Genomic DNA, 26,872 nt, shown 5'->3' with positions numbered 1-26,872 from the left:
CCCTCAGCCATCAGGCGCGGCCGAGGTAACGGCCGTCGCGGGTGTCGACCTTGATCTTCTCGCCGGTGGTGATGAACAGCGGAACCGGCACTGTGGCGCCGGTCTCCACGGTCGCCGGCTTGGTGCCGCCGGTCGAACGGTCGCCCTGCAGGCCCGGCTCCGTGTAGGTGACCTCCAGCACGACGCTGGTGGGCAGCTCGATGTAGAGCGGCACACCCTCGTGCTGGGCGACGGTCGCCTCCGCCTCGGGCAGCAGGTAGTTGGCTGCCTCACCGACGGTGCCACCGGGCACGGTGATCTGGTCGAAGGTCTCCAGATCCATGAAGACGAAGTCCTCACCGTCGGCGTACAGGTACTGCATCGTGCGCTTGTCAACGGTCGCGGTTTCGACCTTGGTGCCCGCGTTGAAGGTCTTGTCGACCACCTTCCCGGACAGCACGTTCTTCAGCGTGGTGCGCACGAAGGCACCACCCTTACCGGGCTTGACGTGCTGGAACTCGACGACGGCCCAGAGCTCGCCGTCCAGGTTGAGTACCAGGCCGTTTTTGAGGTCGTTGGTGGAGGCCATTTCCTGCCTTGATCATCAATTGGCGGACAGACCTGGCAAGTCTACAAGCTGCGTCGAATCGGACGGCCCCCCGTTCGGAGCGCCCAGTCGGTGGGCCTTCAGCGGGTGGCCAGATGGTGCAGAGCGAGACGATAGCCGTCGATACCGAGACCGCAGATCACCCCGGTCGCCACCGCCGAGACCACCGAGTGGTGCCGGAACTCCTCGCGGGTGTGGATGTTGGAGATGTGCACCTCCACCAGCGGCCCCCGCAGCATGGCGCAGGCGTCCCGCACCGCGTACGAGTAGTGCGACCAGGCGGCCGGGTTGAGCACGACAGCGGCGCCCTCGTCGGCCGCCGTGTGCAGCCAGCCCAGCAGCTCGTGCTCCGCGTCGGTCTGCCGGACCGTCACCGCCAGCCCCAGCTCCCGACCGGTGCTCTCGCAGAGCGCCACCAGGTCCGCGTAGGTGGTCGCGCCGTACACGTCGGGCTCGCGGGTGCCCAGCCGGCCCAGGTTCGGCCCGTTCAAGACGTAGACCTTCATCACCAGCCCACCTCCCGGTAGGCGGCCTCCAGCAACGCGTCGTTGGGGCCCTCCAACATCGTCGGGCGGGCCAGCCCGTCGAGCACCACGAAGCGCAGCCGACTGCCCCGGGTCTTCTTGTCCACCCGCATCGCGGCCAACAGCTGCGGCCAGGCGTCGGCCGGGTAGCTCACCGGCAGGCCCAGCACGCTCAGCGTGACCCGGTGTCGGTCGGCGGTCGGCGCGTCCAGCCGCCCGGCGAGCCGGGCCAGCGTGGCCGCGTACACCAGACCGACGGCGACGGCGTGGCCGTGCCGCCAGCGGTAGCCCTCGTTCTGCTCGATGGCGTGGGCCAGGGTGTGCCCGTAGTTGAGCACCTCCCGCAGGCCCGACTCGCGCAGATCGCCGGCGACCACGTCGGCCTTGACCCGGATGGCCCGCTCGATCAGCTCCCGGCTCACCGGCCCTCGGGGGTCGGTGGCGGCCTCCGGGTCGTTCTCGACGAGATCCAGGATCGTCGGGTCGGCGATGAAGCCGCACTTGACGACCTCGGCCAACCCGGCAGCCAGGTCGACAGCGGGCAGGCTGTCCAGAGTGGCCAGGTCGGCCAACACCCCGACCGGCGGGTGGAACGCGCCCACCAGGTTCTTGCCGGCGGCCGTGTTGATGCCCGTCTTGCCGCCGACCGCGGCGTCGACCATGCCCAGCAGCGAGGTCGCCACCGGCACCCAGCGCACACCCCGCAACCAGCAGGCCGCGACGAAGCCGGCCAGGTCGGTCACCGCGCCGCCGCCCACCCCGACCACCGCGTCGGTGCGGGTGAAGCCGGCCGCTCCGAGCCGGTCCCAGCAGGAGGCGGCCACCTCGATGTGCTTTCCCGACTCGGCGTCGGGCACCTCGATCGGCAGCGGCTCGACGCCGGCAGCGCGCAGGCGTTCGCCGAGCGCGTCCGCGAGGGCCTTGAGCGGAGGCGCGTGCAGCACCGCGACCCGGGTCGCGCCGGGCAGCAGGCCCGGCAGCGCGCCCAGCAGGTCACGTCCCACCAAGACGTCGTACGGCCGCTCGCCGCCGACCGGAATTCGGGTCACCTCGTCCATCGCCGGCAGCCTAGTCCAGCGGGCGGCGCGGCGAGGGCGGCTGTCCACCTGCTGGCCGAGCGGCCCAGTCCGCCAGCCGGCGGGCGTGTTCGGCCACCGCGGCGCGCAGCGCGTCCGGATGCCGCACTGTGAACGGACACCCCAGCCCGGCCAGCAGCGCCGCCATCCCGGGCAGGCTCTCCGCTCGGGCCCGCAGCAGCACCCCGTCGGTGGTGGCGGTCAACTCGGCCACGCTGGGCGGGATGCGGCGGCGGGCGGCGACCAGGTCGGTCTCCAGCACGACCTCCACCTCGTGCGTGTACGGCACACCGGCCAGCGACCGGGTCACCCAGGTCACCGCTTCGAAGCCGTCCGGCACTGTGAACGTCGCCATGCCGGGCGTCACCGCGCCGATCCGGTCCAGTCGGAAGGTGCGGATCTCCCCGCGCCGGTGGTCGTGGCCGGTGACATACCAGCGGCCGGCGTGGAAGACCAGCCCGTACGGGTCGAGCTCGCGGTGCGACCGCTCGCCCCGCCAGGAGCGGTAGTCAAGCGCCACCCGCTGCCGGTGCCGGGTTGCCGAGGCCAGTGCGAGCAGAGTGCCGGACGCCGGTCCGCGCTCCGGTTCCGGACGACGCAGGGTGAAGCCCAGGTGCTCCTGGATGGCGGCGAGCCGGTCGGCGAGCGCGGCCGGCAGCACCCGGCGGATCTTCGCCAGCGCGGTGGCGGTGGCCGGCTGCTCGGTGGCGAGCCCGACCCGTTCGGCGACGACGAGGCCGAGCAGCACGGCCACCGCCTCGTCGTCGGTGAGCATCAGCGGCGGCAGCTGGTAACCGGGGTGCAGCCGGTAGCCGCCGTAGCGGCCCCGGTCGGCGGTGACGGGAATGCCCAGCTCGACGAGCGTGGTCGCGTACCGGCGGACGGTCCGCTCGTCCACCCCGAGGTGGCCGGCGAGTTCGGCGGCCGTGGACCGGTGCCGGGTCTGCAGCAGTTCGAGCAGGGCCAGCACCCGCCCCGCGGGGTGTGACACGGGCCACTCCTTCAAACCGGGCGGATCCTGTCCGGAATAGATCGTACGGTCTGTCGGTAACCGAGAGAAGGAGCCGCAGATGGCGACATTCGTGCTGGTGCCGGGGTTCTGGTTGGGTGCCTGGGCGTGGCGGGACGTGACCGTCGCGCTGCGGTCGCAGGGGCACGAGGTCTATCCGATGACGCTGACCGGGGTGGCCGAACGCGACCACCTCGCCGGGCCGGAGGTCAGCCTGGACACGCACACCACCGACATCGTCCGACTCATCGAGGTCGAGGACCTGCGCGACGTCCTGCTGGTCGGGCACTCCGGCGGCGGGATGCCGGCCGCCCAGGCGGTGGACCGCATCCCCGGCCGGATCGCCCGGATCGTCTACGTGGAGAGCGGGCCGTTGCCGGACGGCACGGCGCAGTTCGACACGCTGCCGCCGGAGGAGCAGCAGCGGCTGCGGGCAGCGATCGGAGCCGGGCACCTGCTGCCGCCGCCGGCCTGGGACCCGGCCGCCGACCCGACCAACCTGGCCGGCCTGGACGAGCCGACGCTCGCGCTGCTGCGTACCCGGGCCACCCCGCAGCCGCTGCGGGCCGCCACCGACCCGGTCCGACGCACCGGTGGGCGCCCGGTGCCGACGGCGCTGGTCGCCAGCACCTTCCCGCTGGACGTGGTGCGGCAGATGATCCAACAGGAGCATCCGTTCTTCACCGGCCTGGCCGACGGTCAACTGCATGAGCTGCCCACCGGGCACTGGCCGATGCTCAGCGAGCCGAAGGCTCTGGCCGACGTCCTCGACCTGATCGCCCGCACCTGAGGACCACCCCACCGCGCCGATCTTGCAGTTTCGGTTGCCGAGATGGGGGGAAATGCCCCCTACGTCGGGACAGTAAGTGCAAGATCGGCGCGACAGGTCCGCGTCAGCGCGGGAGCAGGGCGGCGACGTCGGCGACCACCTGCGCCGGGGCCCGGCCGTCGGTGACCACCGTCTCGGTGGCGACCTCGGCGTAGAGCGGCCGGCGTTGGTCCAGCAGGTGCTTGAGGGTGGCCCGTGGGTTGATCGCCAGCAGCGGCCGGCCGGCGCCGAGCCCGACCCGCCGCACCGCGTCGGGCAACTCGACCGAGAGGTGCACCACCCGGTGCCCGATCAGGGCCGCCCGGGTCTCCTCGGCCAGCACCGCGCCGCCGCCGAGGGCGAGCACGCCCGTGCCGCCGGCCAGCGCCGCGGCCACGGCGGCGCGCTCCAGGGTACGGAAGTGCGCCTCGCCCTCGTCGATGAAGATCTCCGGAATCGGCTTCCCGGCCATCTGCTCGATGTCGGTGTCGGTGTCGCGGAACTCCACGCCGAGGGTGGCGGCGAGCGCCCGGCCGACTGTGGTCTTGCCGCAGCCGGGCGCGCCGACCAGCACGACGACCGGCGCCATCAGCGGATGACCAGCGCGTCGAGGTACCCGGCCAGATTGCGGCGGATCTCGGCGATCGAGTCTCCGCCGAACTTCTCGGTGGCCGCCTCGGCCAGCACCAGCGCCACCATCGCCTCGGCGACCACCGCCGCGGCGGGCACCGCGCAGACGTCGGAGCGCTGGTTGATCGCGGTGGCCGGCTCGCCGGTGGTGACGTCCACGGTGGCCAGCGCCCGGTTCAGCGAGGAGATCGGCTTCATCGCGGCACGGACCCGCAGTGGCTCGCCGGTGGTGATGCCGCCCTCCAGCCCGCCGGCCCGGTCGGTGACCCGGCGAACGCCGGTGGCCGACGGGATGATCTCGTCGTGCGCCTCGGAGCCGCGGGAGCGGGCCTGCTGCCAGCCGTCGCCGATCTCCACACCCTTGATCGCCTGAATGGACATCAGCGCGGTGGCCAGCCGGGCGTCGAGCTTGCGGTCCCACTGCACGTGACTGCCCAGCCCCGGTGGCACCCCGTACGCCAGCACCTCGACCACGCCGCCGAGGGTGTCGGCGGCCTTCTTCGCGGCATCGACCTCGGCGACCATCAGGGCGCTGGCCTCCGGGTCGAGGCAGCGCAGCGGGTCGGCGTCGATCCGGGCCGTGTCGGACGGCAGGGGACGCAGCCCGGGCTTCGCGGCCACCGGGCCCAGCTCGACGACGTGCGAGACGATCTCGATGCCGAGCGCCTGGCGGATCAGCGCCTTGGCGACCGTCCCGACGGCCACCCGGGCGGCGGTCTCCCGCGCGCTGGCGCGCTCCAGGATCGGCCGGGCGTCGGTGTGGCCGTACTTCTGCATGCCGGCCAGGTCCGCGTGGCCCGGCCGGGGGCGGGTCAGCGGGGCGTTGCGGGCCTGCCGGGCCAGCTCGTCGGGGTCGACCGGGTCGGCGGCCATCACGGTCTGCCACTTCGGCCACTCGGAGTTGCCGACCCGGATCGCCACCGGGCTGCCCAGGGTGACGCCGTGCCGCAGGCCGCCGAGCAGCTCGACCTCGTCGCGCTCGAACGCCATCCGGGCACCCCGCCCGTAGCCCAGCCGTCGACGGGCCAGCTCGTCGGCGATCTCGGTGGTGGTCACCTCAATGCCGGCCGGCACCCCCTCCAACATCGCGACGAGGGCGGGACCGTGCGATTCACCTGCAGTCAACCAGCGCAACACAGCGGTCAGTCTGTCACGGCGGGCCACCGACCCGGCGCACTCCCCGTCGCGTCCCGCCCAGCGGACGCCGCCGCCCGCTCACGCGGGCGGCGGCTCAGATCCCCCGACCGCGCTTGTGCAGGGTGCGCAGCACCGCGTCGGCCCGGACCACCCGACCGGCGACGGCGAGGGCCAGGTAGGCGCGCGGCTCGCGGGGGTTGCTCCGCAGGGTGCGCCGGGCCCAGCGCAACGCGCCCCGGCGGTCGCCGGAGGCAGCCTGGGCGAACGCGATCTGCCCGGACACCCGGGCCTCGCCGGCCGGTTGACTGGCGAACTCCGGGTAGCGCCGCAGCAACCACTGCAACGCCTCGGAGATGGTGTCCCAGCGCTGCGCGAAATACGAGCGCTTGTGCCAGCGGACCAGCACCGACGGCGTCCGCAGGTTGATCAGAGGCGCGCTGCGCGCGGCCCGCAGCAGGAACTCGTAGTCCTCCGCGTAGCTGCCCGGGATCTCCTCGTCGACCAGCCCGAACCCGTCGCGCAACGCGGTGGCGCGGATCAGGAACGTCGACGGGTGCAGCTCCGTCATCCGGTCGCGTAGCAGGTCGTCCAGGGTGATCCGGTCCTTGCCGAGCACCCGGTCGACGGTGTGCCCGTCGTAGTTGACCCGGATGCCGCAGCAGACGAACTCGGCGGCCGGGTCGGCGGCCAGCGCGTCGACCTGGGCGGCCAGCTTGCCGGGCAGCCACTCGTCGTCGTCGTCGCAGAACGCGACCAGCTCGCCCTCCGCCGCGAGGGTGCCGCTGTTGCGCGCACCGGCCAACCCGGGGGTACGGGCGTTGCGGATCACCCGCACCACGCGGGCCGGGCCGCTCCCCAGCTCGGTCAGCGACTCGTCCGGCGCGGACTGGTCGAACACCACGACGACCTCGATCACGCCCGGGTAGTCCTGTGCCAGGATCGCGCGCACCGCGGCCCGCAGCAGCTCGGGGCGGTCCCGGGTGGGCACCACGACGCTGACGGTCGGCTGCTGGGTCATCGAATCTCCTCCGTACCCGGGCGCGGCCGGGACCAGGCCCGCCACCGGGGTGGGCGCGGGGTCGAACGGGCCACCAGGTCGTCGACGATCTGCCCGACCCGGGCCACCGCCGCCCGTCGTACCTCGTGTGCCTCCGGGTCGGCGGCCACCGCGTACCGGGACGGGTCGGCCACCCCGGCGGCCAACGCGTCGTGCAGGGCCTCCCGGGTCTCGCAGAGCGCCACCAGCCCGGCGGCGCCGAGCCGGCGGGCGAAGAGGAGCTGGTGGTTGTCGACGTGCTCACCGCGAGCCGGATCGCGGGGCACCACGATGGGCAGGTGGCCGTGCCGGCGGGCCTCCAGAATGGTCGCCGGGCCACCGTGGCAGACCACCAGGTCCGCATCGATCATCGCCTGTTGCAACGCGTCGTGGCCGAGGAACGGCACCGCGCCGCTCAGCTGGGGCGCGTTGGTGTGCCCGTGCTGCATGGTCAGCCCGATCGGGCCGGAGGCGTGCGCGTGCCACTGCGCCAACCAGTCGACGAGCCGGTCGAAGGGGTGCTTGTCGGTGCCCACAGCGACCAGCAGTCGGAGCTGGGCGACCGCCGAGCTGTCGCGCTGGCGCGGCAGGCGGGCCGCCTCGGTGGCCGGTCGGGGTTGCGGACGCCGGGCGGTGCCCGTCTCCCCGGTCACAGCAGCGTCCCGACGACTGTCGCCTCGGGGTACTGCCGGCGCTGCTCGTCCCACTGCACGAGCATCGCGGACAGGAATGGCCGGCAGAGCCGAGCGGTCAACGTCGGGGTGTCGATCCGGTCGTACACCTCGATATAGACGGTCGGGATGCGCCGCAGCCGGGCCAGCACCACGAACGGCACCGCCACCCCCGCGCCGGTGGTGACCACGGCGGCGACCCGGCGGGCCCGCAGCACCCGCCAGGCCAGCAGCGCGTTGCGCAGCAGGTTCGGCACGTTGCGGGTGGTCGGGTGGTGCGCCGGCACCAGGTCCTCGCCGGCCAGCAGCGACACCGCCTCCGGGGTGTCGAAGGTGACCCAGCAGCGCCGCCGCTGTTCGTACCAGGGCCGCAGGGCCAGTAGTTGGGCCAGATGGCCGCCGCTGGAGCCGACCAGCAGCAGCACCGGCGCCCCACTGTCGTCGTTGTTCGCGTCCACGCGACTCCCCACAAGTTCGCTTGGAATTTCAGTTCACGCCAGGCAGAAGCAGATCACACGATTCCCGGTCGTTGAATAGCGCGACCGGCCGAGATGACGATCTCCACAACGGGCGGTGCGGTGCACCGAACGTCCGAGGTCCATCGATCGTCATCACCACCTGCGATTATGTCGTCACTCTGCGGCGCTCCGTCGCCGCCGCGATTCCTCCAGATCAGCCGCTATGTCTTTTCTCGATGACGTCCAAGAGTGCGGGATGCAGGGCGGCGTTCCAGCCCGCGCCCGCGTCGGCCAGCCGCCACGTCCGCAACCACATCTCCACCAGGTACGCGTCGGCGACGAGCCGACGCTGCGCGGCGTCGAGACCGAGCCGCTCGCCGTGCCGGCTCAGATATCCGTCCACTGCCGACGCGGCGGCGTCGGCCGGCTCCCCGCGCAGCACGAGGGCCCGCTGGAACGCGTCGTGCGCCAGGTCGAAGCCGACCGGCACGTCCGGCCCGCTGTGCTCCCAGTCCCAGGCGACCAACCGACCGGCGTGCCAGCCCAGGTTCCACGGCACCCAGTCACCATGCCAGTGACCGAACTCGACGCTGGTGTCGCAATGCCGGCGGGCCAACGCCGAGACCGCGGCGAGCGCCCGCGCGCCGGCCGGCTCGGTCGCGGCGGCCCGGCCGGCCTGATCGGCCAGCCGGCGCAGGAAGGCCGAGTCGACCAGCGGTCGAGGTGTGCCCGCCGGGCGACCGCGCCGGGCGACCGCGAGCAGCGCCGCGATCCGGGGCGGGTCGTCCACCGGCACACCGCGTACCGCCGGGGGCAACGGCTCGATCACCGCGACCACCTGGCCGGCCCACGACGTCTCGGTGAGCAGCCGCGGCGGCGTCGGGTGGTCGGCGACACCGACCACCTCGCGCAACGCCCGCAGCGCCGCCGCCTCCGCGCTGACCAACGCACGGGTCGCGTCGTTCCAGCCGATCTTCGCGTAGCCACGCGGACGCCCGTCGGCACTGAAGAGTTGCAGGGTGGGCTTGCCGTTCGGGTCGGGTGGGCGGACCCCGAACGCGGCCAGCAGCGGCGTGTCACCCAGGTCGGCGGAGAGCCGCTCGCTCAGCAACAGCTCCGCGGCCGGCACCCCGGCCGGCACCGAGACGGTCAACGTGGGAAAGGGCGCGAGCCCCACCCGACCGAACCGGGCCAGCCCACCGAGCACCGCCCGCAGCGCGCGCACCTTCGGTGGCCGCAGGGCGTTGTACGCCAACAGCGACGCCGCCCCGGCCCGGGGTGCGCCCAACGGCACCAGGAACCGGGCCCGCGCGACCGACGGCACCACCGCGTACCGGGCCACCGTCTGGTGACCGGCCGGCGGGGCGCCTCCCACTGTCAGACCGACCCGGTCGTCCGGGAAGACCGCGCGGCTCACCCAACCCAGGCCGTCCACCCGTGAACGCGGGTCGGTGGCCGGGCCCACCCGGGTCGTCACGCCGCCCGGTCCGCCCAGTCGAGGTCCAGCCCGAGCCGTTGACGCAACGCGTCGTTGTACGGCCGGTAGTAGTCGGTCAGCTCAGCGCGCACGCTCGGCTCCAGCGGTGCCGAGCGCCGATCGTTGTAGACCTTGAAGTTGGGCAGGTCGTACGCCGGCAGACCGAGGAAGTCCAGGGTCCGTCGGTAGGTCGCCCGCGAGTCGCGGTACAGGTCCTCGCTGGGCAGGAAGAGGATCTGCTCCCGGGCGAAACGCTCCAGCCACGGCTCCAGGTGCTCCAGGTAACGCCCCCGGGCCCGGTACGTGTACCAGTCGTACGGCTCGCTGAACGCCTCCGGCTCGGCGATCAACCGCTCCCGCTCCCCCGCCGTACGTTCCGGCTCGGCCGCCAGCGCGGCGGCGAAGTCCAGTGGTTCGATGCCGTGGGTGCGGCGTTCCTTCCAGTGCGAGTACGCCCGCTCCACCGGGTCCCGCAGCAGCACGATGAGCTTCACCGACGGCATCAGCGCGGCGACCCGCTGCGCGGCGAGCGGGTGGAACATGTACAGCGGGGCGGCCTCACCGACCCGGACCGGCCCGCCGTGCCGCTTGGCCAGGGCCTCGCGCTGCCGCTCGGTCGGGAAATGCGAGCGGTACCAGGCTTCGCCGCGACCCCAGTGCTCCTCGAAGTAGTGCGCCGACTTGGTGTTCCACGCGGGAAAGAGCCGGGGCACCAACGGGTGCTGGATGAGGTAGTTCCACAGGGAGGTGGTGCCACCCCGTTTGGTTCCGATGATCAGGAAGTCCGGCAGCGGCCGGCGGTCGCTGGTGCGAACGCCGTAGTCGACGAGCGACTCCTTCACCCGGGTGGTCACCTGGGTCGGAACCAACTGCTTGACCCGGTCACGGATGGACACCACGACGAACCTCACCTACCTCTCGTCGATGCCGAGGTGGGCTCGGCGGCCGTGGCCGCGCTGTCCCCTCCACGGATCTGCCTCATGGTCCCCCGGATGCCGGCGCGCACCCGGGGCAACGTCAACATGCCGACGCAGCCGGTCAGCAGCACCGCCAACGCCACCGCCAGGCCGGGCAGGCCGCGACCGCCGACCAGCACGCCGGCCCCGGCGGCCAGGCCCACACCGGCGATCGTGGCCCCCGCGGCACGCACCATCGCGGCGTCGAACAGCGGCTCCCGAACCACCGACCGGGCGAACCCGGCGGCGGTGAGGTTCTCGGTGGCGATGCCGGCCGCCCAGGCAACCGCCGCGCCCGTCGCGCCGTAGCGGGGGATCAGCCAGAGACCCAGCGAGACGGTCACCGTCAACCCGGCCACTGTGGCGACCAGGTGCAGCCCGCTGCGCCCACCCATCAGCAGCAGGCTCTGCACGTTGCCCACTCCGGTGTTGACCAGCATCGCCAGCGCGAGCACAGTCATCGCCGGCACACCGGCGGTGAACTCCGGCCCGAACAGCTGAAGGAAGGCCAGCGCGAAGACCGCCAGCAGCAGGTACACCGGCCAGGACAGCACCAGCCCCCAGGTGGTCAACTGCCGGTGCACGGCCGCCGCCGCGGCCCGCTCGCCCCGCCCGAGCAGCCGGGACAGCTGCGGCGACACCGCCACCCGCAGCCCCTGCATGGCCAGCTGACCGGCCAGCACGTACCGGCCGACGGCGCCGAACACACCGGCGTCCGCCGGCCCGGCCAGCACCGAGGTGAGCAGCACACCCACCCACATGCTGCCGGCGTCGATGGCCGCCGAGGCGGCCCGGGGCAACGCGAAGCGCCAGAACGTGGACCAGTCGGCGCGGTGCGGACGCAGCGTCGCGCCCCGGCCCAGACCGAGCGGGCCGGCGACGAGGGTGAGACAGGCCAGCAGCGCCAGCGCGGCCGGCACCAACCAGCCGGTCATGCCGGCGAGCAGGCCACCGCCCGCCAACGCGGCCGCGCCGACCAGCACCGGGCGGGCGACCGGCAGCAGCAGGAACTGCACCCCGACGTACGCCCGGATCGGCCGCACGCAGCGCAGCGTGGCCAGCAGCAGGGTCATCGCGACCACCACCGGCACCGCGGCGAACGTGACGGTGAGCAGAGCGTCGCCGCTCGTGCCGGAGCCGCGCAGCAGCCGGGGCGCAAGGGCGTCGGCGGCCAGCACGCCCGCGCCGGCGACCAGCAGCCCGGTCAGCAGCGGCGGGATCAGCGCCACCGGGAGCACCCGGGCGGCGTCACCGCGCGCGCCGGCGCTGCGGCGGGGCAGCGCCCACATCAGACCGGTCTCCGCGCCGAGCGTGCAGATCGCGGTGGCCACGGTGACGACCCCGATCGCGGCGAAGAACGCTCCCGCGCCGGCCGGGCCGTAGCTTCGGGTGATCACGACCGCCAGCACGAACCCGAACAAGCCGCTGGTGGCCGCGCCGAGCAGTCCGGCCACGCCGCTGCGCGCGCTGCGGCGGGTCTCGGCCGAGCCGGTGTCCCCGGCCGGCGACGGCACGGCCTGATCCTCGGCGGGGGCGGGCGTGGGCCGGCCCTCGCCGGCACCGGCCGACGGTCGGGTCGCGGCGGTCACGCGGGCACCGGCGCGGTCGGCGCGGGCGTCGGCGACGACCCGGCCAACCGGGTCAGCCGTTCGCGTTCGGTCAGCGCCATCGCGAAGGCCACCGCGAAGAACGCGACCGCCAGGTTCTGGTTGGCCATGCCGTAGAACGGGACCTGCACGAGGCAGACCACCGGCACCACCGCCAGCCACTGCCCGGCCGCCGACGTCGCCCGCGCGCAGATCACCGCGGCGGCGACGAACCACGCCAGGAAACAGATGAGCGCGGGTACGCCGTGGCTGAACAGCACCATCCACAACTGCCCCTGGGTGCCGATCGGCGCGGCCGCCGACACGGTGTCGACGTTCACCGGAGCGCCGTAGCCCAACCAGGGCGACTCCTGCACCCGCCGGATCACCTCGGTGTAGAGCGAGAGCCGGTCGGTGTTGGTGTCGCTGGAGTCGACCCGTCTGCTGATCAGCTCGGTGATCGGGATGAACAGCGTGGCCAACCCGCCGATCACCACGACCCCGACGATGGACGCGGCCACCCGGATGTTGCCGCGCAGGCTGGCCCGCACCCCGAGCACCGCCAACCCGGCGCCGAGGCTGAGGAACATCGCCCGGTTGAGGGTGAGGAACGCCGGCGCCAGCGACAGCGGCAGCGACGCCAGCAGCGCCCAGCGCAGCAGCCCCTGCCGGCGCAGCATCGCGAAGGCCACCACGCAGGGCAGGGTCATCGCGTACGCGCTGCCGTAGTTGTTCGTGTACGCGAACGGCGCGGCCGGCCGATAGATCGGGTTGAGCGAACGGGCGCTGTACTCAGCGGTGGTGAGGTGCACCATGTCCTGGATGAACGGGGTGCCGGCCACCCCGCCGGGCAGCAGCACCTCCATCGGGGTCGTCATGGCCAGCCGGGGCACCAGCACCCCGAGCCAGCCCAGCGCCACCAGCCCGAACCAGAACGCGCAGAGCGGGGTGAGCACCGCCACCAGGCTGGCGCGTTCCCGGGCGGCCGCGTAGACGTAGACGCCGACCACCAGCGCGGTCAGGTAGAAGGCCAGCCGCAGGGCGAACGTGAGCAGCGAGGCCGGCGACGACAACTGGGTGGCGCTGACCACCACGATGGCGAGGAAGAGCAACCAGATGCCGGCCGCCGGTGGCAGCGGCACGCGCCCCCGGGTGAGCAGCAACGCGAGCAGCAGCGCACCCAGCAGCGGCCAGCCGAGGTAGAACGCACCGAACAGCCACCACAGCGGCACCAGGCCGAACATCATCGACAGCGGCCAGAGCGGCAGTTGCGGCGGGGCGGACGGCGGCACCGGCGCGGCCTCCAGCGGAGCGCCTCCGGGTGGTGGTTCGGTCGCCGGGGCGCGGGTCACCGACACGCTCAGGCCCGACCGTTTCGGGTGAGCACGAAGCCCAACGGGGTGACCCCGGCGGCGCGCAGCCGCTCCACCAGGCGTCGCAGGTCACTCTGCCGGGTGCGGTCCCGCTCCACGACCACCACCGCGCTGCCCTGCCGGGCCACTGCCACGCCACGCTCGTCGGACTCGGCCGGCGGGGCGTTGAACAGGACCAGGCCGTGGTCGGCGCCCTGCCGCCAGGTGCCGAACCGGACACTGCCCACACCCACGACAACCTCGTCGGGGGTGACGACGCGACTGTTCTCCGGACGGGCGGACGACACCCTCGGCAGCGTCAGGGTCGCATCGGGGTCGGTGGACGGGCGGGCGCCGGGCGGGTGCGGGGAGGGCCGACGGGCGGGCGTGCTCTCCGTGGCGGCACCGGCGGCCGGTGTGCTGCCGGCCGGCCGGGGCTTGGGCACCAGCGGCCGCGACGGGTCGATGGGCAGCCGCCCCCGATCGGCGAGAACGGTGGCCCGTAGCCGCTCGATCCGTCCGCTGTCGTCGGCGACGAAGACCTCCCGGCCGTCCACGGCGAGCGCCACGGCGAGCCCGGCGGTGAGCACTGTGGCGTCCTCCCGGGCGGTGACCAGCGCCACCCGGGCCGGCTGCCGGACCCGCTCGGCGACCGCCATCGCCACGTACCGGACGTCGGCGTCGACCGCCCGAGGGCTACCCCGGAACCCCGGCCGGCGTACGGTGCCGAGCAGTGGAAGCCCGGAGGCCTCCCGGCCGTCGGCGACCGAGCGGACCCGCCGGTCGGTCGACTCCCAGAGGTACGCCAGCACGATGCCGATCAGCGCGCCACCGAGCAGGCCGGCGACCAGGTAGAGCGGCCGGTGCCCGGCGGAGGTGACCAGCGCCTTCTCGGCGGTCTGGGTGACCCAGCCGGGGTTGACGTCGACAGCCGCGATCTCGGTACGGGCGGCGTTGAGCTGGGTGAGCTGGTTGTTGATTCCGGCCAGCTCGGCGACCAGCGCGTCACCGGCGGCGGTGTCCTTGGCGGTGTTCGCCCGCTTCTGCAAAGCGGTCTGCTGGGCGGCGACCTTGGTGATGCTGGCGTCGTAGGAGCGCAGCATCTCGGCGCGCTGCTGCTCGTACATGGCCCGGCGCACGCTCAGGTATGCCTCGGCGGCCATGTTGGCGCTCTGCACGGCCCGGTGCGCCTCGCCCGCCTGGTAGGTGAAGCGCAGGATCTGCCCCCCGGTGGGCACCTCGACCTCGAGCGCGTCACGGATGTCCCGCGGGTCGCCGCCGGCCGAGTCGGCGAGCCGCTGCACCACCTCGGTGCCGGTGGCGATGCCGCTCTCCACGTTCATGTTCACCGCGCGGTCGGCGCCCGCGCCGCTGGGGGTGAAGGCGTCGGTCACCACCGGCCGGACCGCGACCACGGCGCTCGCGGACAACGCTGCCGGCACCAGTAGCACATAGCCGAGCGCGGCGAGCAGACCGACCATCGCGACCGCCGCCACCAACCGCATCCGGTGCATCGGCACCCGCAGCAGGTCGGTCAGTGTCACGGCACGCGAGGTGCCGGAGGACGGGCCGTCCGTCGGCCAGGGGGCGGGCGCTGCATCAGTCATGGAACTTCTTCACCGTCTGTTGAGGATTACCGACGACCACGACGCCGGGTGGTACGTCCGTGCGGACCACCGTCGCCGCGCCGACGACGCTGTCCCGACCGACCCGCACGCCCTTCAGGACCAGGGCGTGCGCACCGACCCAGACGTTGTCCTCGAGAACGATCGGGGCACGGGTGAGCGGGCCGGGCGGTGCGTGGCGCTGCTCGGGGGGCAGGTTGTGGAAGTCGTTGTCGAGCAACTCGCAGTCCGAAAGGAGGCACCGGTCCCCCACTGTGACCGACGTCCAGGTGCCGATCCAGGTGGCGTTGAGCAGACAGTCCGCGCCGACGCGCACCTCGCCGGGGCCGGCGAAGCGGACGAGTTTGTTCAAGCGGGTGCGGTCACCGATGGTCACCCGCACACCGCGCCGTAACCGGATCCGGCCACGGATCTCCACGTCCCGACCGAGTGTCAACCGTCGGTAACGGAGCTGATACCAGCCGCGTTTGACCGCGAAGACCAGACGCACCACGCGTCTCGTTCGGATGCCAGCGGCGCCGAGCAACGACCCTCCCCCACCGTCGCGGGCCGGCGGCGGTGGGTACCGCCACCGGCCCAACGTGAACAATCTACCGATGCTCCGTTACGAACGGTTGACCCTTACTGTACGGAGAAGAATGTCGATGGGGTAGACCAGGACAACTCGGGCGTTGCGCTGCTGATGACTGTCGCAGTGGTGCCGTCGACCGCGGCGCTCGGCGCGGCCGTCGGGTCGAACGGCACGCTCCGCAGCGCGCCGTCGGTGGAGCCGTAGACGATCCGGCCGCCCACCCAGGCCATGCCCCGCACCGTAGACCAGGTCACGCCGGTCGTCGGCAGGGCGAACTCGGTGGCGCCCAGGTAGTTGCCGTCGATCTCGAAGTAGCGGTAGTAGAGGTTGTTCGCCCCGGTACGGGTGTAGTAGAGCCGGCCGTCGAGGAAGAAGGCGCCGGTCAGCAACGCCGGGTTGTACCAGTCGTTGTAGCCGGACGCCTCCCACGGCGAGCCGATCGCGCCTCCGTTGAAGAGCGAGACGTCGATCCGACTGCCGGTGGGCGTGCCGGCCACCGTGTGCGACCAGTAGATCCGGTCGTCCACCCGCCAGGTCGCGCCGGCCGCCGTGTACGCGGGCTGACTGACGCTGGTCGCGGTGCCCAGCGTGGTGCCGTCGAACGGCACCTTCGCCACGGTGCCCGAGGCGGTGCCCACGTAGAGGTTGCCGGCGGTGTCCGACGGCGGGTTCTTCGGGGTGAAGGTGCGTCCGCCGGCGAGCGGGAACATGCCGAGCCGGCCGTGATACTCCTCGCCCATGCCGTCGGAGTTGTGCCCGAAGTAGAGGCCGTCCGAGCCGCGCCAGAGCACCGGCACCGACGAACCCCAGTTGCTGGTGCCCGACGGCATCGAGGCGCTGCCGCTCCGACGCGGGTTCCAGTTCACCGGCATACCGGTCGCCGGGGTGACGGCGGCGATGCCGAGCCGGTCGACAGCGCCCGTGCCGGCCCTGTCGCTGGCGTTCGGGTTGTTGACCCAGCGGAAGTGCCCGCCCAGGTAGATGACGTTGTCCGCCACCTCGACCGAGGTGATGGTGTCGTTGCCGGTGTAGTCGACCCAGGTGGCGAGCAGGCCAGAGCCCCGCGCGGCGGTCTCGAAGCGCACCAGGGCGTCGCAGTACGCGGCCGGCCAGCCGCCGCCACCGTTGGTGCCGACCACGAACCAGGTGCCGTCGGCACCGAACTTCACGTCCTGCACGTAGTGCACGAAGGTCGTCGGCGAGGCGCACGGCGGAACGAACTTGTCGGTGCTCCAGTCGAGCACGGTGGGAGTCCCGGAGACGTCCACCAACGCCATCTGGTTACGCGGCAGGTCGTTGACGAGCGTGAAGTTGCCGCCGACGACCAGGGTGTCGCCGTCCGGCGTGACGTCGATGGTCCAGACGTACGACGTGGTGCTGTGCCGTCCCACCGTGGCGTCGATGCTGAAGCTCGGGTCGATCGCGCCGGTGGTCGCGTTGAGCCGGCCGAGACCGGCGTGCGCGGTGCCGTTGAGCCAGTTGAACGCGCCGGCCACGTACAGCCAGTTGCCGTGCAGCGCCAGGTCACGGACCGTGCCACCGTCGGAACGCCCGACCCAGCTGTCGATGATCGCGCCGGTCGACGGGTTGAGCGCCACCAGGTTCTTCCGGGAGACGCCGTTGACGTTCTTGAAGGTGCCGCCGACGATCAGCGTGCCGCCGGGGCCGGCGAGGAGCGTGTTGACCGCGCCGTCGAGCACCGGCAGGAAGGTGGTCGACATGGTGCCGGTGGTCCGGTCGTACGCGAAGAGGTAGCGCTGCGTGATCCACGCGGAGCTGGCGGTCTGGCGGAGCTGGGTGAAGCTGCCGCCGACGAAGACCGTGTCGCCCACCTGCGCGAAGGCACGGGTCTCACCGTCTCGGGCGTGCGGGGTCGCGTCGGCGGGGTTCGCCGACACCAGGGTCGCCGTGGCCGGGACCGGCACCACAGCGGCCGACGCGGTAGTGGGCACGCCCAGAGCTGCGGCGACGATCGCCAACGCGACCATCCCCGCCGGAGTACGACGTCGTCCTGCAAAACGCCACAAGTGCGAGAGTTTGGGCACGCTGCGCCTCCAGATTGGATGAGAACCCGAGGTAGCGTGCCTCGTCCAGCCTGGTTAACAAAATCCGCCGATTGGGCGGTGCATGAATCCGCAAGCCGACAGAACGCCGGAGGATCGGATGTCCGACCCCCCGACGAACGCCGTCCGGTCAGCCCGTTTCGAACGTCAGCGGTTACCTCCGGTGGGTTGCCGCAGGTAGGGGTCCTGTCCGGCCTGCTTGAAGCCGGCCACCGCCGACGCGTCGTGATTCATCGTCATGTCGCAGGTCGACGTGCGGCTGGTCATACCGGCCGAGTTGAAGTAGATCGCCGCCTTGATCTTCGGGTGCGCCTTCAGCGCCGCCGGGAACTCCTGGAACCAGCGCTGCTTGGCGCCCGGGTCGGCGGAGTTGAAGTTGGTGCCGAACTCGGCGAGCATCCGGGGCTTGCCCGCGCCGATGCCGTTGTCGTCCAGCCACCGGTAGAAGCCACCGACCGTCGTGCTCGGGCTCTTCCACACGGTGCTGCCGTTGCAGACGTGGAAGTTGTACGGGTCGTAGGCCACCCAGTCGACGTACTGGTCACCGGGGTACAGGCCGGCGTACCGGGAGTAGTGCCCGGACCAACCCATCATCGTCCAGACCCAGACCGCGTTTGTCGCACCGGCGTTGGCGAACCGCTCGTGCACGTAGCGCCAGGCCCGGACGAAGTCCGCGTCGCTGCCCTTGTTCGGCTCGTCCTCCGGCTCGTGGTCGAAGCCGATGAAGACCGGCACGCCGGCGGCGCGGATCCGGCCCGCTACCGCGTCGATGGTGTCGTCCTGCTTACCCCCGTAGACGTCCGACCACTTGAGGGTGGTGCCGGCGGAGAAGTCACGCGACTCCCAGGCGAAGAACATCAACCGGCCTTCGCGCATCTGCTGCGACTCGTACACGTCCGGGAACGCGCCGTTGCTGCCGGCGTTGGAGAAGTCGTGGTAGCGGTGCACGATGTCGAACTTGCGCCCGACCTGCGTCTCCACGTCGGTGACGGCCTTGCCGTGGTCCCAGCCGCCGGCCGCCCCGGCGGGCGAGTACATGCCCCACCACGCGCCACAGGACGGGACGAGCTTGTCCGAGACGGACCCACACTTGCCGGACGGGAGGGTGCCGCTGGCGCTCGGCGTCGCCGTCCGGGTCGGAGCGATGGTCGGCGACGGCTTCGGCGCGGCGGTGGTCGGCGACGCGCTCGGCGACGGCGGCGGTGCCGGCCGGGTGGGCGTCACCGGCGAAGGCCGGGCCCCGAGGTCGTAGCTGATCAGCAGGCTGGGTCGCAGGTCCGGGTTGCGGTTCTCGACCGACGCCCAGTAGACCCGGCTCTCCAGGCCGCTCTGCGCCAACGAGACCGTCCAGGTGCCGTTGCCGGTGACCAGCTTGGAGACGTCCCACTCGTTGAAGCCCTTGGACACGCTGGTCACGCTGTCCAGTGCGGCACCGGCCGACGTCAGCGGCGGCCGCGACTCGCGGGCGCTCAGCGGCGAGGCGTGCGCCGTCACCGTGGCGGCGAACTGCTGCCAGGCGTGCACCCGCAGCGTCGCCCGGATGTTGACCGCGGTGGCCGGCACCGTGGTCACCGCGAACTCGATGACCGCCTGGCGGCCACCGCGCGGGTTGCCGTCGCAGCGCGTCGCGCAGGTGGCCAGCGTCGACTTGGCCGCGTTGTCACCGTCCTGCGACACCGCGGTGGCGGTGGTGTCGGCCGCCGCCCGGATCGACAGGTCGTCGCTGGCCAGCAGCGGCATCATGGTCGCCACGATGCCGGCCACCACCGAACCGCCGACCACGCCGATGGCAATCGCCTTACGCCGGGGTCCAGAACGGAACCGGGTGATGCGGTGCAGTCCGTGCCTGGTCAAGGAAACTCCCTGTGTCTGCGTCCGTAACGGTGAGCAGCGTATCGATGACCAGGACATGTGGCAGGTAGGACAGTTTTCCGTAAGCGCGTCTTAACCGTCAGCTAAGAAACCGCCTCGGGGAGATCGGGGCCTCTGGCCGCAGGCGCTACCGAAGCCCGCCACACACCTTGCCCGGGGAGCACGCGCGGAGTCAACGGGAGGCGTTGGAAGCGCTTCCGGAACGTGTGGCGACTATCGGCGACCGCGGCCGGACCGTCTGACCGGTCCGTCAGCCGGCGCGAGCGGCAGTCAGCGCGGCAGCCATCGCCGCCCTCGGCGCAGTGACGCCGGTGAACTGCTCGAACTGCCCGACGGCCTGGGCCAGCAGCAGGTCCAGGCCGGAGACGATCCGGCAACCGGCGGCGTCGGCGGCGGTCGCCAACGGTGTCGGCCACGGGTCGTAGAGCGCGTCGAAGAACACCGCGCCCGGCCGCCAGGCCACCGCGCCGGCCAGCGGGTCGGCGACCCCCTTCGGCACCGTGGAGACGACCACGTCGGCGGCGGCGAGTTGCCGGGGAGCATCGGCCCATCGGGCGGGCGTCAGCGCGACGCCCACCGCGCCGGCCACCGGGCGCAGCTCGTCGACCGCCTCGGGTCGGCGGGCCACCACAGTCACCGACGAGCAGGCGAGCTGCGCGGCGGCGGCGAGCGCGGCGCGGGCCGTCCCGCCGGCGCCGAGCACCGTCACGGCGGCACCGGCGCTCACGCCAGCGTCGGTGAGCACCCGCACCATGCCGGCGACGTCGGTGTTGTCCGCGTACCAGGAGCCGTCCGGACGGCGTACCAACGTGTTGGCCGCGCCGACGGCGGCGGCGACCGGCGACGCGGCGTCGGCCACGGCGAGCGCCGCCTCCTTGCCCGGCATGGTCACCGACAACCCGGCCCACTCCGGGCCCAGGCCGGCGACCAGATCCGGCAGCTCCGCCGCCGCGCACTCGATCCGGGTGTACGACCACCCGGTCAGCCCGGCGGCGACGTAACCGGCGGTGTGGATCACCGGAGAGAGGGAGTGCGCGATCGGCTTGCCCAGCACCGCGGCCCTACGGGTCGACACGATCACCGCCGGTCGCGGCCGGTGGCCCGATCACTGTCGACATCACTTCCCCGCTCTCCCGCGCACGTCGGGATCGACAGTACCCAGCGCCCCGGCCCGGGCACCAGGGAACCGGCTCCGCGGCCACCCCGGGCGACCGGGTTATCGCTCGACCCCATCGACGTTGGCGAAAGCATTCCCGGGACGGAAGTGCCGATCGAAAAAGTCAAACCTTGAACAAGGGAGCCTTTACGGCGTGACTCGGCCGGTCAGATGATGCCGGCCTCCCGAGCCTTGTTCTCGTTGCGTTGGTGCTGCTCATACGTCTCGGCGAACGCGGAGTGGCCCTTGTCGTCGATCGCCACGAAGTAGAGCCACTTGCCCGGCGGCGTGTCCATCGCCCCTTCCAGGGCCTGCTTGCCGGGGTTGTTGATCGGGGTGGGGATCATGCCCCGCAGCTTGCGGTTGTACGGGTTCTTCTGGTCGTCGAGCTCGGCCACCGTCATCTGCTTGGACGACTTGGTCGGCTTACCGATCGACTCCAGGTAGTAGTTGACAGTGACGTCCATCTCCAGGCAGTTGCAGTCGAACTCGCCGTACGCGCGGTTGTAGGCGACCCTGGCGACCTTGCCGAGGTCGTCCTTGTTACCCGCCTCGGCCTGGGCCAGCGACGCCACGATCAGCGCCTCGTACGGGCTGACCTTGCGTTCCTCCTGCACCCGGTCGGCGAACTTCATCTCCCCGGTCACCGACAGGAAGCGGTTCACCATCAGCTTGAGGATGCTCTCGGCCGTGGACTTCGGCGGGATCTCGTACGTGTCCGGGAAGAGGAAGCCCTCGATGGACTTGACGCTCTTCTTGCCGTCGCCGCGCGTGAACCACCAATCCGGGACACCGAGCGCCTCCGGGTCCTTGGCGGCGGCCTGGAAGTCCTTGGCCGGGATCTTGGTCTTCTCGGAGAGCAGCTTGTAGATGTTGAAGCTCGTGCGGCCCTCGGGGATGGTCAGCCCGTTGACGATCTTGTTCTTCAGGTCGAGCATCGCGGTCACGGCGTTCGCGCCGCTCATCTGCTTGCGCAGCTTGTACGTGCCCGGCTGGATGTTCTTGCTGCGCGAGTTGGCCTCGGCCGCCTCGATGAAGGCCTTCTGGCTCTTCACCACGTCGGCCGCCACCAGGGCGTCGGCCATGTCGGCGAGCAGCGCGCCGTTCTTGATCTCGACGGTGATCTCACCGGCCCCGCTGCCGTCGTAGTCGGGGGTGACGAAGTAGTTCTGGATGCGGTCGAAGCCGTAGAACGCGCCGCCTCCGATGCCGCCCAACAGGAGCAGGGCCATCAACAGAGCCAGGAATGTCTTGCCCCGGCCGCCACCGGACCCGCCCTTGCCCTTGCGGAAGCCGCGCCGGTGCCGACCCTTCTCCCCCCGTTCCGGCTCGTCGAACCCAAGATCCAGATCGTCGATCATTACGTCCGCCTCCGCTGCGCGTCCAGCCAGCTCTGCAGGATCTCCACCGCGGCCGCCTGATCGACAACCGCACGTTGACGTTTACCTCTGACGCCACGCTCGGCAAGCCTACGAGAAGCGACCACGGTCGACATCCTCTCGTCAGTGAGCGTTACCGGGACCGGCGCTATCACATCGACCAGTCGGTCAGCGTACGCCTTCACATGGACGGCCGCAGGACCGTGCTTGCCGGCGAGATTGACCGGAAGGCCGACGACAACCCCGACGGCCTCGTGCTCGACCACCAACGCGGCCAGCTCGGCCAGGTCGCTCGGCACCGCGTCCGGCGCCGCCGTGAGATCGCGGGCCAGGGTGACCAGCGGCGTTGCCAAGATCCCGTCCGGATCCGAGCGAGAGACGCCCACCCGCACCTGACCGACATCCACGCCGATCCGCACACCGCGCTTCAGCTCAGCCACCGACGGTCACCGCCAGCCGGGTACGAACCAGGGCGGACCAATCGGCCCGCCCTGACTCACAGTGATGATCTGTCACGCCTCAGTGATCGCCTTCTGGACGGTGAGCAGCAGGTTCGGCGCCTCGGCCGCGGGCAGACCGCCGCCCTGGGCCAGGTCGGGGCTGCCACCGCCGCGCCCGGAGAACGCCGCCTTCACCAGATCCGACGCGGCCAGGCCCCGGCTGCGCGCCGCCGCGTTGACCGCCACCACCAGGGACGCCTTGCCGTTCGACCGCGCCGCCACCGCCACGACCGCCGGCCGCGCCGGGTCGATCTTGCCGCGGATCTCCTGGGCCAGGGTGCGCACATCGTTGCCGGCCGCGCCCTCCGGCGCCTCGGTGCCCACGTACGCGACCCCGCGCACGTCCTTGGCCTGCGCCGCGAGCGCCGCCGCGCCACCCAGCACCAGCTGGGCGCGCAGCTTCTCCAGCTCCTTCTCGGCGTCCCGAAGCTGGGTGACGGTCTGCTCCACCCGGTCGGCGACCTGGTCGTTCGGCACCCGGTACAGCTCGGCCAGCCGGGAGACCAGCAGGTGCTCCTTGGCCAGGAAGCCGAAGGCGTCCATGCCGACCAGCGCCTCGACCCGGCGGACACCGGAGCCGATCGACGACTCGGAGAGGATCTTCACGAGGCCGAGCTGGGCCGAGCGGGCCACGTGCGTGCCGCCGCACAGCTCCCGGGCGTAGTCACCCACCTCGACGACCCGCACCTCCTCGCCGTACTTCTCGCCGAAGAGCGCCATCGCGCCGATGCGCCGCGCCTCCTCCAACGAGGTGATGAAGGCGTGCACCTCCAGGTCGGCCAGGAGCACCTCGTTGACCTGCTGCTCCACGTCGCGCAGGACGCTCGGCGACACCCCGGTCGGGGTGTTGAAGTCGAACCGGAGCCGACCGGGGGCGTTCAGTGACCCGGCCTGCGTGGCCGACTCCCCCAGGAAGTTGCGCATGGTCTGGTGCACCAGGTGCGTGGCGGTGTGCGACCGGGAGATCGCCCGACGCCGCGTCGTGTCGATCTCGGCGAAGCCGGCCTCACCGGCGCGTACCTCGCCCCGGATCACCCGGGCGCGGTGCACGATCAGACCGGGCACCGGCTGCTGCACGTCGAGCACCTCGACCTGCCCGCCACCAACCGTGATCATGCCCTGGTCGGGCTGCTGCCCACCGCCCTCGGCGTAGAACGGGGTGGTGTCCAGCACCAGCTCGATGGTGTCGCCCTCGGTCGCCGCCTGACGCGGGCCGTCGGCGCCGAGCAGCGCCCGCACCGTCGACTCGCGGGACACCTCGCTGTACCCGGTGAACGTCACCGGACCACCCGCGTCGAGCACCGACCGGTACGCCGACAGGTCGACGTGCCCCGTCTTACGGGCCTGCGCGTCCGCCTTCGCCCGGGTCCGCTGGTCGGCCATCAGCCGCCGGAACCCCTCGTCGTCGACAGCGAGGCCCTGCTCCGCGGCGATCTCCAGGGTCAGATCGATCGGGAAGCCGTAGGTGTCGTGCAGCTGGAACGCCTTCGCCCCGGACAGCGCCGAGCCGCCCGCCGTACGGGTCTCGGCGATCGCGGTGTCCAGGATCGTGGTGCCGGCCCGCAGGGTGGACAGGAACGCCTCCTCCTCCGCGTACGCGTAATCCGCGATCCGGTCGAAGTCGGTCGCCAGCTCCGGGTACGACGGCGCCATGCAGTCCCGCGCCACCGGCAGCAGTTCGGGCAGCGCCCGGTCCTGCCAACCCAGCAGCCGGATCGACCGGATCGCCCGGCGCATGATCCGGCGCAGCACGTACCCGCGACCCTCGTTGCTCGGGGTCACGCCGTCGCCGATCAGCATCAGCGCCGTACGCACGTGATCCGCGATCACCCGCAGCCGGACGTCGTCCGGGTGCGACTCGCTGGCCACATGCCCGGAGTGCGCGCCGTAGCGCTTACCGGTCAGCTCGGCCGCCCGCGCCAGGATCGGCCGAACCTCGTCGATCTCGTACAGGTTGTCGACACCCTGCAGGATCGAGGCCATCCGCTCCAGGCCCATGCCGGTGTCGATGTTCTTCGCCGGCAGGTCACCCAGGATCGGGTAGTCGTCCTTGGTGGTGCCCGGACCCCGCTCGAACTGCATGAAGACGAGGTTCCAGAACTCCATGTAGCGGTCCTCGTCGACCGCCGGGCCGCCCTCGCGGCCGTACTCCGGGCCCCGGTCGTAGAACAGCTCAGAGCACGGACCGCACGGCCCGGGAATGCCCATCGACCAGAAGTTGTCCGCCTTGCCCCGACGCACGATCCGCTCGGCGGGCACCCCCACCGACCGCCAGATCTCGTACGCCTCGTCGTCGTCGAGGTACACCGTCGGCCAGACGCGCTCCGGGTCCAACCCGAACCCGCCGTCGGCCTGCGACTTGGTGACCAGGTCCCAGGCGAGCGGGATCGCGCCGGCCTTGAAGTAGTCGCCGAAGGAGAAGTTGCCGTTCATCTGGAAGAACGTGCCGTGCCGGCTGGTCTTACCGACCTCGTCGATGTCCGGGGTGCGGAGGCACTTCTGCACGCTGACCGCCCGCTGGTACGTGGGCGTCTGCTGACCCAGGAAGTACGGGACGAACTGCACCATGCCGGCGTTGACGAACAGCAGGTTCGGGTCGCTGATGGCGGGCAGCGGAGCGGACGGCACCACGGTGTGGCCATTCGCCTCGAAGTGCGCGAGGTACCGCCGCTTGATCTCCGCCGTCTTCATCGCTGGTGTTCCTCCGGAAAGATTTCTCGATCGCCGATCCGCGGGTCTTCCCGCAGGTCGGCGAACTTGTCGTCGAACGCCTCGCCCTGGGCGAACGCGTGGTGGATCTCCTGCTCGCGTTCGGCCATCCCGACCCGGACGTCCTCCACGAAACTACGCAGCGACTCGACGAGCCCGCCAGCGGATTCCGTCAGCGAGCTGGCGATGCCCGCCGGCGTGTACGCCTGCGCCGTCCGGGTCGCCTTGCGGACCACGATCACCCCAACGGCCACCCCGATGCCGAGCCAGAACAAGCGCCTCATGTCCCGCTACCTCCTGGTGCGCCGGGCCGGTCAGCTGTTGCCGCGTCGCGCGGCCCGTCGCTGCTGCTTGATGGTGTCGCGTACCTCGCGCTCGGTCTCGGCGTGCCGGCGGCCGGCGGCGGCCTTACGCACGCCGTAGCCGAACGCGGCCACCTTGACCAGGGGGTTGGCTGCCGCGGCGGAGACGACGGTGGCCAGGTTGGCGACGTTGGCGGTGACGTTCTGCGCGTGGCTGGTCATGGTGTCGACCTTCGCCAGCTGGAGGTTCACACCGTCGAGCGAGGTCTGCACCTGCTCCAGCGCGGTGTTGACGTTCTTCACAGTGGTGTTCACGTCACCGAGCAGCGGTGCGGTCCGGTCGTTCAGGTCGTTGATCATGCGGGTGGTGGCGTCAACCGTGTGCCGCAGCCGCAGGATGGGCAGCGTCAGGATGAGCACCAGCACCGCGAACGCGGATGCCGCGATCAGCGCCGCGATCGCTCCAATGTCGCCCACGCCTGTCCTCCTCAAGCAGAGTTCCGCAGGACCCGACGTCCCCGGAACGCACAACCATGCCACCCGTACCGGCCGCCGAGCCGCCGGCGGTCACCGGTAGCGGGCGTGCCCGCCAGCCCCAGACCCTACCGTCCGTGATGGAGACCGGCTCAGGACGGTGAGGGTGTCTGCTCACCCAGCGGATCCGCACTGACCGTCGGGAACGGATCCTCACCGGTCAGTGACGGGTCGGTGGTCGGCTGCGGTCTGGTCCGCTCGTCGTCGATCGCGTTGCGCACCTTCACCGACACCAACGAGCCGGTGCAGTCGGTCGCAGCGGCCGACGGGTCGTCGGACGGCACGACCGCCGGCTCGCCGTCCACCGGCGGCGGCACACAGGTCGGCTCGCGTACCCACAGGTCGAGAGTCAACTCGTCGCGACGCCAGCAGGTGTAGCTGCCCTTCGTCTGCTGTTCCGGGCAGCGGCTCACCTTCCACGGCTGCCACCCGTCGCGGTGCAGCGCGTCCTCGTAGACCTGCGCCGTCTCCTTGGGCGCCTTCTCCGAGGTCACTGTGCGCTCACGCAGCCGGCAGTCGAGCAGGCACCAGCGGCTGCCGCTGACGTCGTCGACCGTCTTCGCGGCCGCCCAGGCGGGCACACCGAGCTGGTCCAGATTGTCGAAGACCGGGTCACGGCTCAGCGTGCGGACGCCGAAGAAGAGCGGAACCGCGCCGAGCAGCACGACGCTGACCAGCACCAACACCGCCGCGCGCAGACGGCGTCGCTCACGGGTCTGCCGGCGCTCCTCGGAACGGGCACCCGGTGCGGCGTCGTCGTCCGGCGCGTCCTGACCGGCCGAGCGCAGCGCCGGCCCGTCGGAGGGATCCGGTTCCGGCCGGTCCACCGGGCCGGACACGGCGGGCACCGCGGCG

At 71.9% G+C, this 26,872-nt stretch carries 25 protein-coding genes; 1 reads left to right on the top strand and 24 read right to left on the bottom strand.

Features of this window, described 5'->3' with window-relative positions; translation table 11 throughout:
- Positions 1-10: 10 nt before the first annotated feature.
- The 4 genes from efp to ABZ794_RS28125 all read right to left on the bottom strand — a co-directional run bounded on the left by efp (position 11) and on the right by ABZ794_RS28125 (position 3,177).
- Positions 11-568 (bottom strand): elongation factor P, encoded by a 558-nt coding sequence (efp, locus tag ABZ794_RS28140; RefSeq protein ID WP_007458344.1) that lies wholly within the window; start codon positions 566-568, stop codon positions 11-13.
- A 98-nt stretch (positions 569-666) separates the two neighbouring features.
- Positions 667-1,092: a type II 3-dehydroquinate dehydratase gene (gene aroQ, locus ABZ794_RS28135; protein WP_210785459.1), complete on the bottom strand. Its 426-nt coding sequence runs from the start codon at positions 1,090-1,092 to the stop codon at positions 667-669.
- On the bottom strand, positions 1,092-2,168 hold the full coding sequence (gene aroB, locus ABZ794_RS28130) for a 3-dehydroquinate synthase (protein WP_357518379.1): 1,077 nt from the start codon (positions 2,166-2,168) through the stop codon (positions 1,092-1,094). Before aroB ends, aroQ begins: the two co-directional genes overlap by 1 nt.
- A gap of 10 nt (positions 2,169-2,178) precedes the next feature.
- On the bottom strand, positions 2,179-3,177 hold the full coding sequence (locus tag ABZ794_RS28125; protein ID WP_357518377.1) for a YafY family protein: 999 nt from the start codon (positions 3,175-3,177) through the stop codon (positions 2,179-2,181).
- Between the two features lie 79 nt (positions 3,178-3,256).
- Between ABZ794_RS28125 and ABZ794_RS28120 the strand changes: the two genes are divergently transcribed.
- On the top strand, positions 3,257-3,985 hold the full coding sequence (locus ABZ794_RS28120; RefSeq protein ID WP_238688687.1) for an alpha/beta hydrolase: 729 nt from the start codon (positions 3,257-3,259) through the stop codon (positions 3,983-3,985).
- 103 nt (positions 3,986-4,088) lie between these two features.
- On the opposite strand, the gene ABZ794_RS28115 is transcribed toward ABZ794_RS28120, so the two are convergent.
- From ABZ794_RS28115 to ABZ794_RS28020, 20 genes are all read right to left on the bottom strand, one after another.
- Positions 4,089-4,592: a shikimate kinase gene (locus ABZ794_RS28115; RefSeq protein ID WP_210787518.1), complete on the bottom strand. Its 504-nt coding sequence runs from the start codon at positions 4,590-4,592 to the stop codon at positions 4,089-4,091.
- Positions 4,592-5,770: a chorismate synthase gene (gene aroC, locus ABZ794_RS28110; protein ID WP_210787517.1), complete on the bottom strand. Its 1,179-nt coding sequence runs from the start codon at positions 5,768-5,770 to the stop codon at positions 4,592-4,594. Before aroC ends, ABZ794_RS28115 begins: the two co-directional genes overlap by 1 nt.
- Positions 5,771-5,864: 94 nt before the next feature.
- On the bottom strand, positions 5,865-6,788 hold the full coding sequence (locus ABZ794_RS28105) for a glycosyltransferase family 2 protein (protein ID WP_210787516.1): 924 nt from the start codon (positions 6,786-6,788) through the stop codon (positions 5,865-5,867).
- Positions 6,785-7,459 carry a glycosyltransferase gene (locus ABZ794_RS28100; protein ID WP_210787515.1) on the bottom strand — a complete coding sequence of 225 codons (675 nt, stop codon included), beginning with the start codon at positions 7,457-7,459 and terminating at the stop codon, positions 6,785-6,787. Before ABZ794_RS28100 ends, ABZ794_RS28105 begins: the two co-directional genes overlap by 4 nt.
- Entirely contained in the window at positions 7,456-7,935 is a 480-nt protein-coding gene (locus ABZ794_RS28095; protein ID WP_210787514.1) for a UDP-N-acetylglucosamine--LPS N-acetylglucosamine transferase, read from the bottom strand. Before ABZ794_RS28095 ends, ABZ794_RS28100 begins: the two co-directional genes overlap by 4 nt.
- A 214-nt stretch (positions 7,936-8,149) precedes the next feature.
- Entirely contained in the window at positions 8,150-9,412 is a 1,263-nt protein-coding gene (locus tag ABZ794_RS28090) for a hypothetical protein (RefSeq protein WP_357518373.1), read from the bottom strand.
- Positions 9,409-10,311 carry a sulfotransferase domain-containing protein gene (locus ABZ794_RS28085; RefSeq protein ID WP_238688698.1) on the bottom strand — a complete coding sequence of 301 codons (903 nt, stop codon included), beginning with the start codon at positions 10,309-10,311 and terminating at the stop codon, positions 9,409-9,411. The genes ABZ794_RS28090 and ABZ794_RS28085 overlap by 4 nt, the downstream gene beginning before the upstream one ends.
- Positions 10,312-10,319: 8 nt before the next feature.
- Positions 10,320-11,882: a lipopolysaccharide biosynthesis protein gene (locus tag ABZ794_RS28080; RefSeq protein ID WP_210786826.1), complete on the bottom strand. Its 1,563-nt coding sequence runs from the start codon at positions 11,880-11,882 to the stop codon at positions 10,320-10,322.
- Positions 11,883-11,953: 71 nt separating this feature from the next.
- On the bottom strand, positions 11,954-13,261 hold the full coding sequence (locus tag ABZ794_RS28075; RefSeq protein ID WP_357518431.1) for an O-antigen ligase family protein: 1,308 nt from the start codon (positions 13,259-13,261) through the stop codon (positions 11,954-11,956).
- Positions 13,262-13,314: 53 nt separating this feature from the next.
- Positions 13,315-14,913 carry a lipopolysaccharide biosynthesis protein gene (locus ABZ794_RS28070; RefSeq protein ID WP_210786818.1) on the bottom strand — a complete coding sequence of 533 codons (1,599 nt, stop codon included), beginning with the start codon at positions 14,911-14,913 and terminating at the stop codon, positions 13,315-13,317.
- Positions 14,906-15,424 carry a DapH/DapD/GlmU-related protein gene (locus ABZ794_RS28065; RefSeq protein WP_181518689.1) on the bottom strand — a complete coding sequence of 173 codons (519 nt, stop codon included), beginning with the start codon at positions 15,422-15,424 and terminating at the stop codon, positions 14,906-14,908. The genes ABZ794_RS28070 and ABZ794_RS28065 overlap by 8 nt, the downstream gene beginning before the upstream one ends.
- Positions 15,425-15,552: 128 nt before the next feature.
- Positions 15,553-17,490, bottom strand: coding sequence for a hypothetical protein (locus ABZ794_RS28060; protein ID WP_210786816.1), 1,938 nt, complete (start codon positions 17,488-17,490; stop codon positions 15,553-15,555).
- A gap of 222 nt (positions 17,491-17,712) precedes the next feature.
- Positions 17,713-19,419, bottom strand: coding sequence for a glycosyl hydrolase (locus ABZ794_RS28055; RefSeq protein WP_210786815.1), 1,707 nt, complete (start codon positions 19,417-19,419; stop codon positions 17,713-17,715).
- Positions 19,420-19,687: 268 nt separating this feature from the next.
- Positions 19,688-20,515 carry a shikimate dehydrogenase gene (locus ABZ794_RS28050; protein ID WP_210786822.1) on the bottom strand — a complete coding sequence of 276 codons (828 nt, stop codon included), beginning with the start codon at positions 20,513-20,515 and terminating at the stop codon, positions 19,688-19,690.
- A 245-nt stretch (positions 20,516-20,760) separates the two neighbouring features.
- Positions 20,761-21,954 (bottom strand): endolytic transglycosylase MltG, encoded by a 1,194-nt coding sequence (mltG, locus tag ABZ794_RS28045; protein ID WP_210786813.1) that lies wholly within the window; start codon positions 21,952-21,954, stop codon positions 20,761-20,763.
- On the bottom strand, positions 21,954-22,412 hold the full coding sequence (gene ruvX / locus ABZ794_RS28040; RefSeq protein WP_210786811.1) for a Holliday junction resolvase RuvX: 459 nt from the start codon (positions 22,410-22,412) through the stop codon (positions 21,954-21,956). Before ruvX ends, mltG begins: the two co-directional genes overlap by 1 nt.
- A 72-nt stretch (positions 22,413-22,484) precedes the next feature.
- Complete coding sequence (gene alaS, locus ABZ794_RS28035; protein ID WP_357518370.1) at positions 22,485-25,163, bottom strand: alanine--tRNA ligase; 2,679 nt, start codon at positions 25,161-25,163, stop codon at positions 22,485-22,487.
- A complete protein-coding gene (locus ABZ794_RS28030) occupies positions 25,160-25,465 on the bottom strand; it encodes a hypothetical protein (RefSeq protein ID WP_091401860.1) in 306 nt (101 codons plus the stop codon). The genes alaS and ABZ794_RS28030 overlap by 4 nt, the downstream gene beginning before the upstream one ends.
- Positions 25,466-25,495: 30 nt before the next feature.
- Positions 25,496-25,960, bottom strand: coding sequence for a DUF948 domain-containing protein (locus ABZ794_RS28025; protein WP_112677951.1), 465 nt, complete (start codon positions 25,958-25,960; stop codon positions 25,496-25,498).
- Positions 25,961-26,109: 149 nt separating this feature from the next.
- Positions 26,110-26,805, bottom strand: a complete 696-nt coding sequence (locus ABZ794_RS28020) for a hypothetical protein (RefSeq protein WP_357518428.1) — start codon at positions 26,803-26,805, stop codon at positions 26,110-26,112.
- Positions 26,806-26,872: the final 67 nt, after the last annotated feature.

It is taken from the genome of Micromonospora sp. NPDC047187 (assembly GCF_040643355.1).
GTDB lineage: Bacteria > Actinomycetota > Actinomycetes > Mycobacteriales > Micromonosporaceae > Micromonospora > Micromonospora salmantinae.
This window is presented reverse-complemented; position numbering and strand designations above follow the sequence as displayed.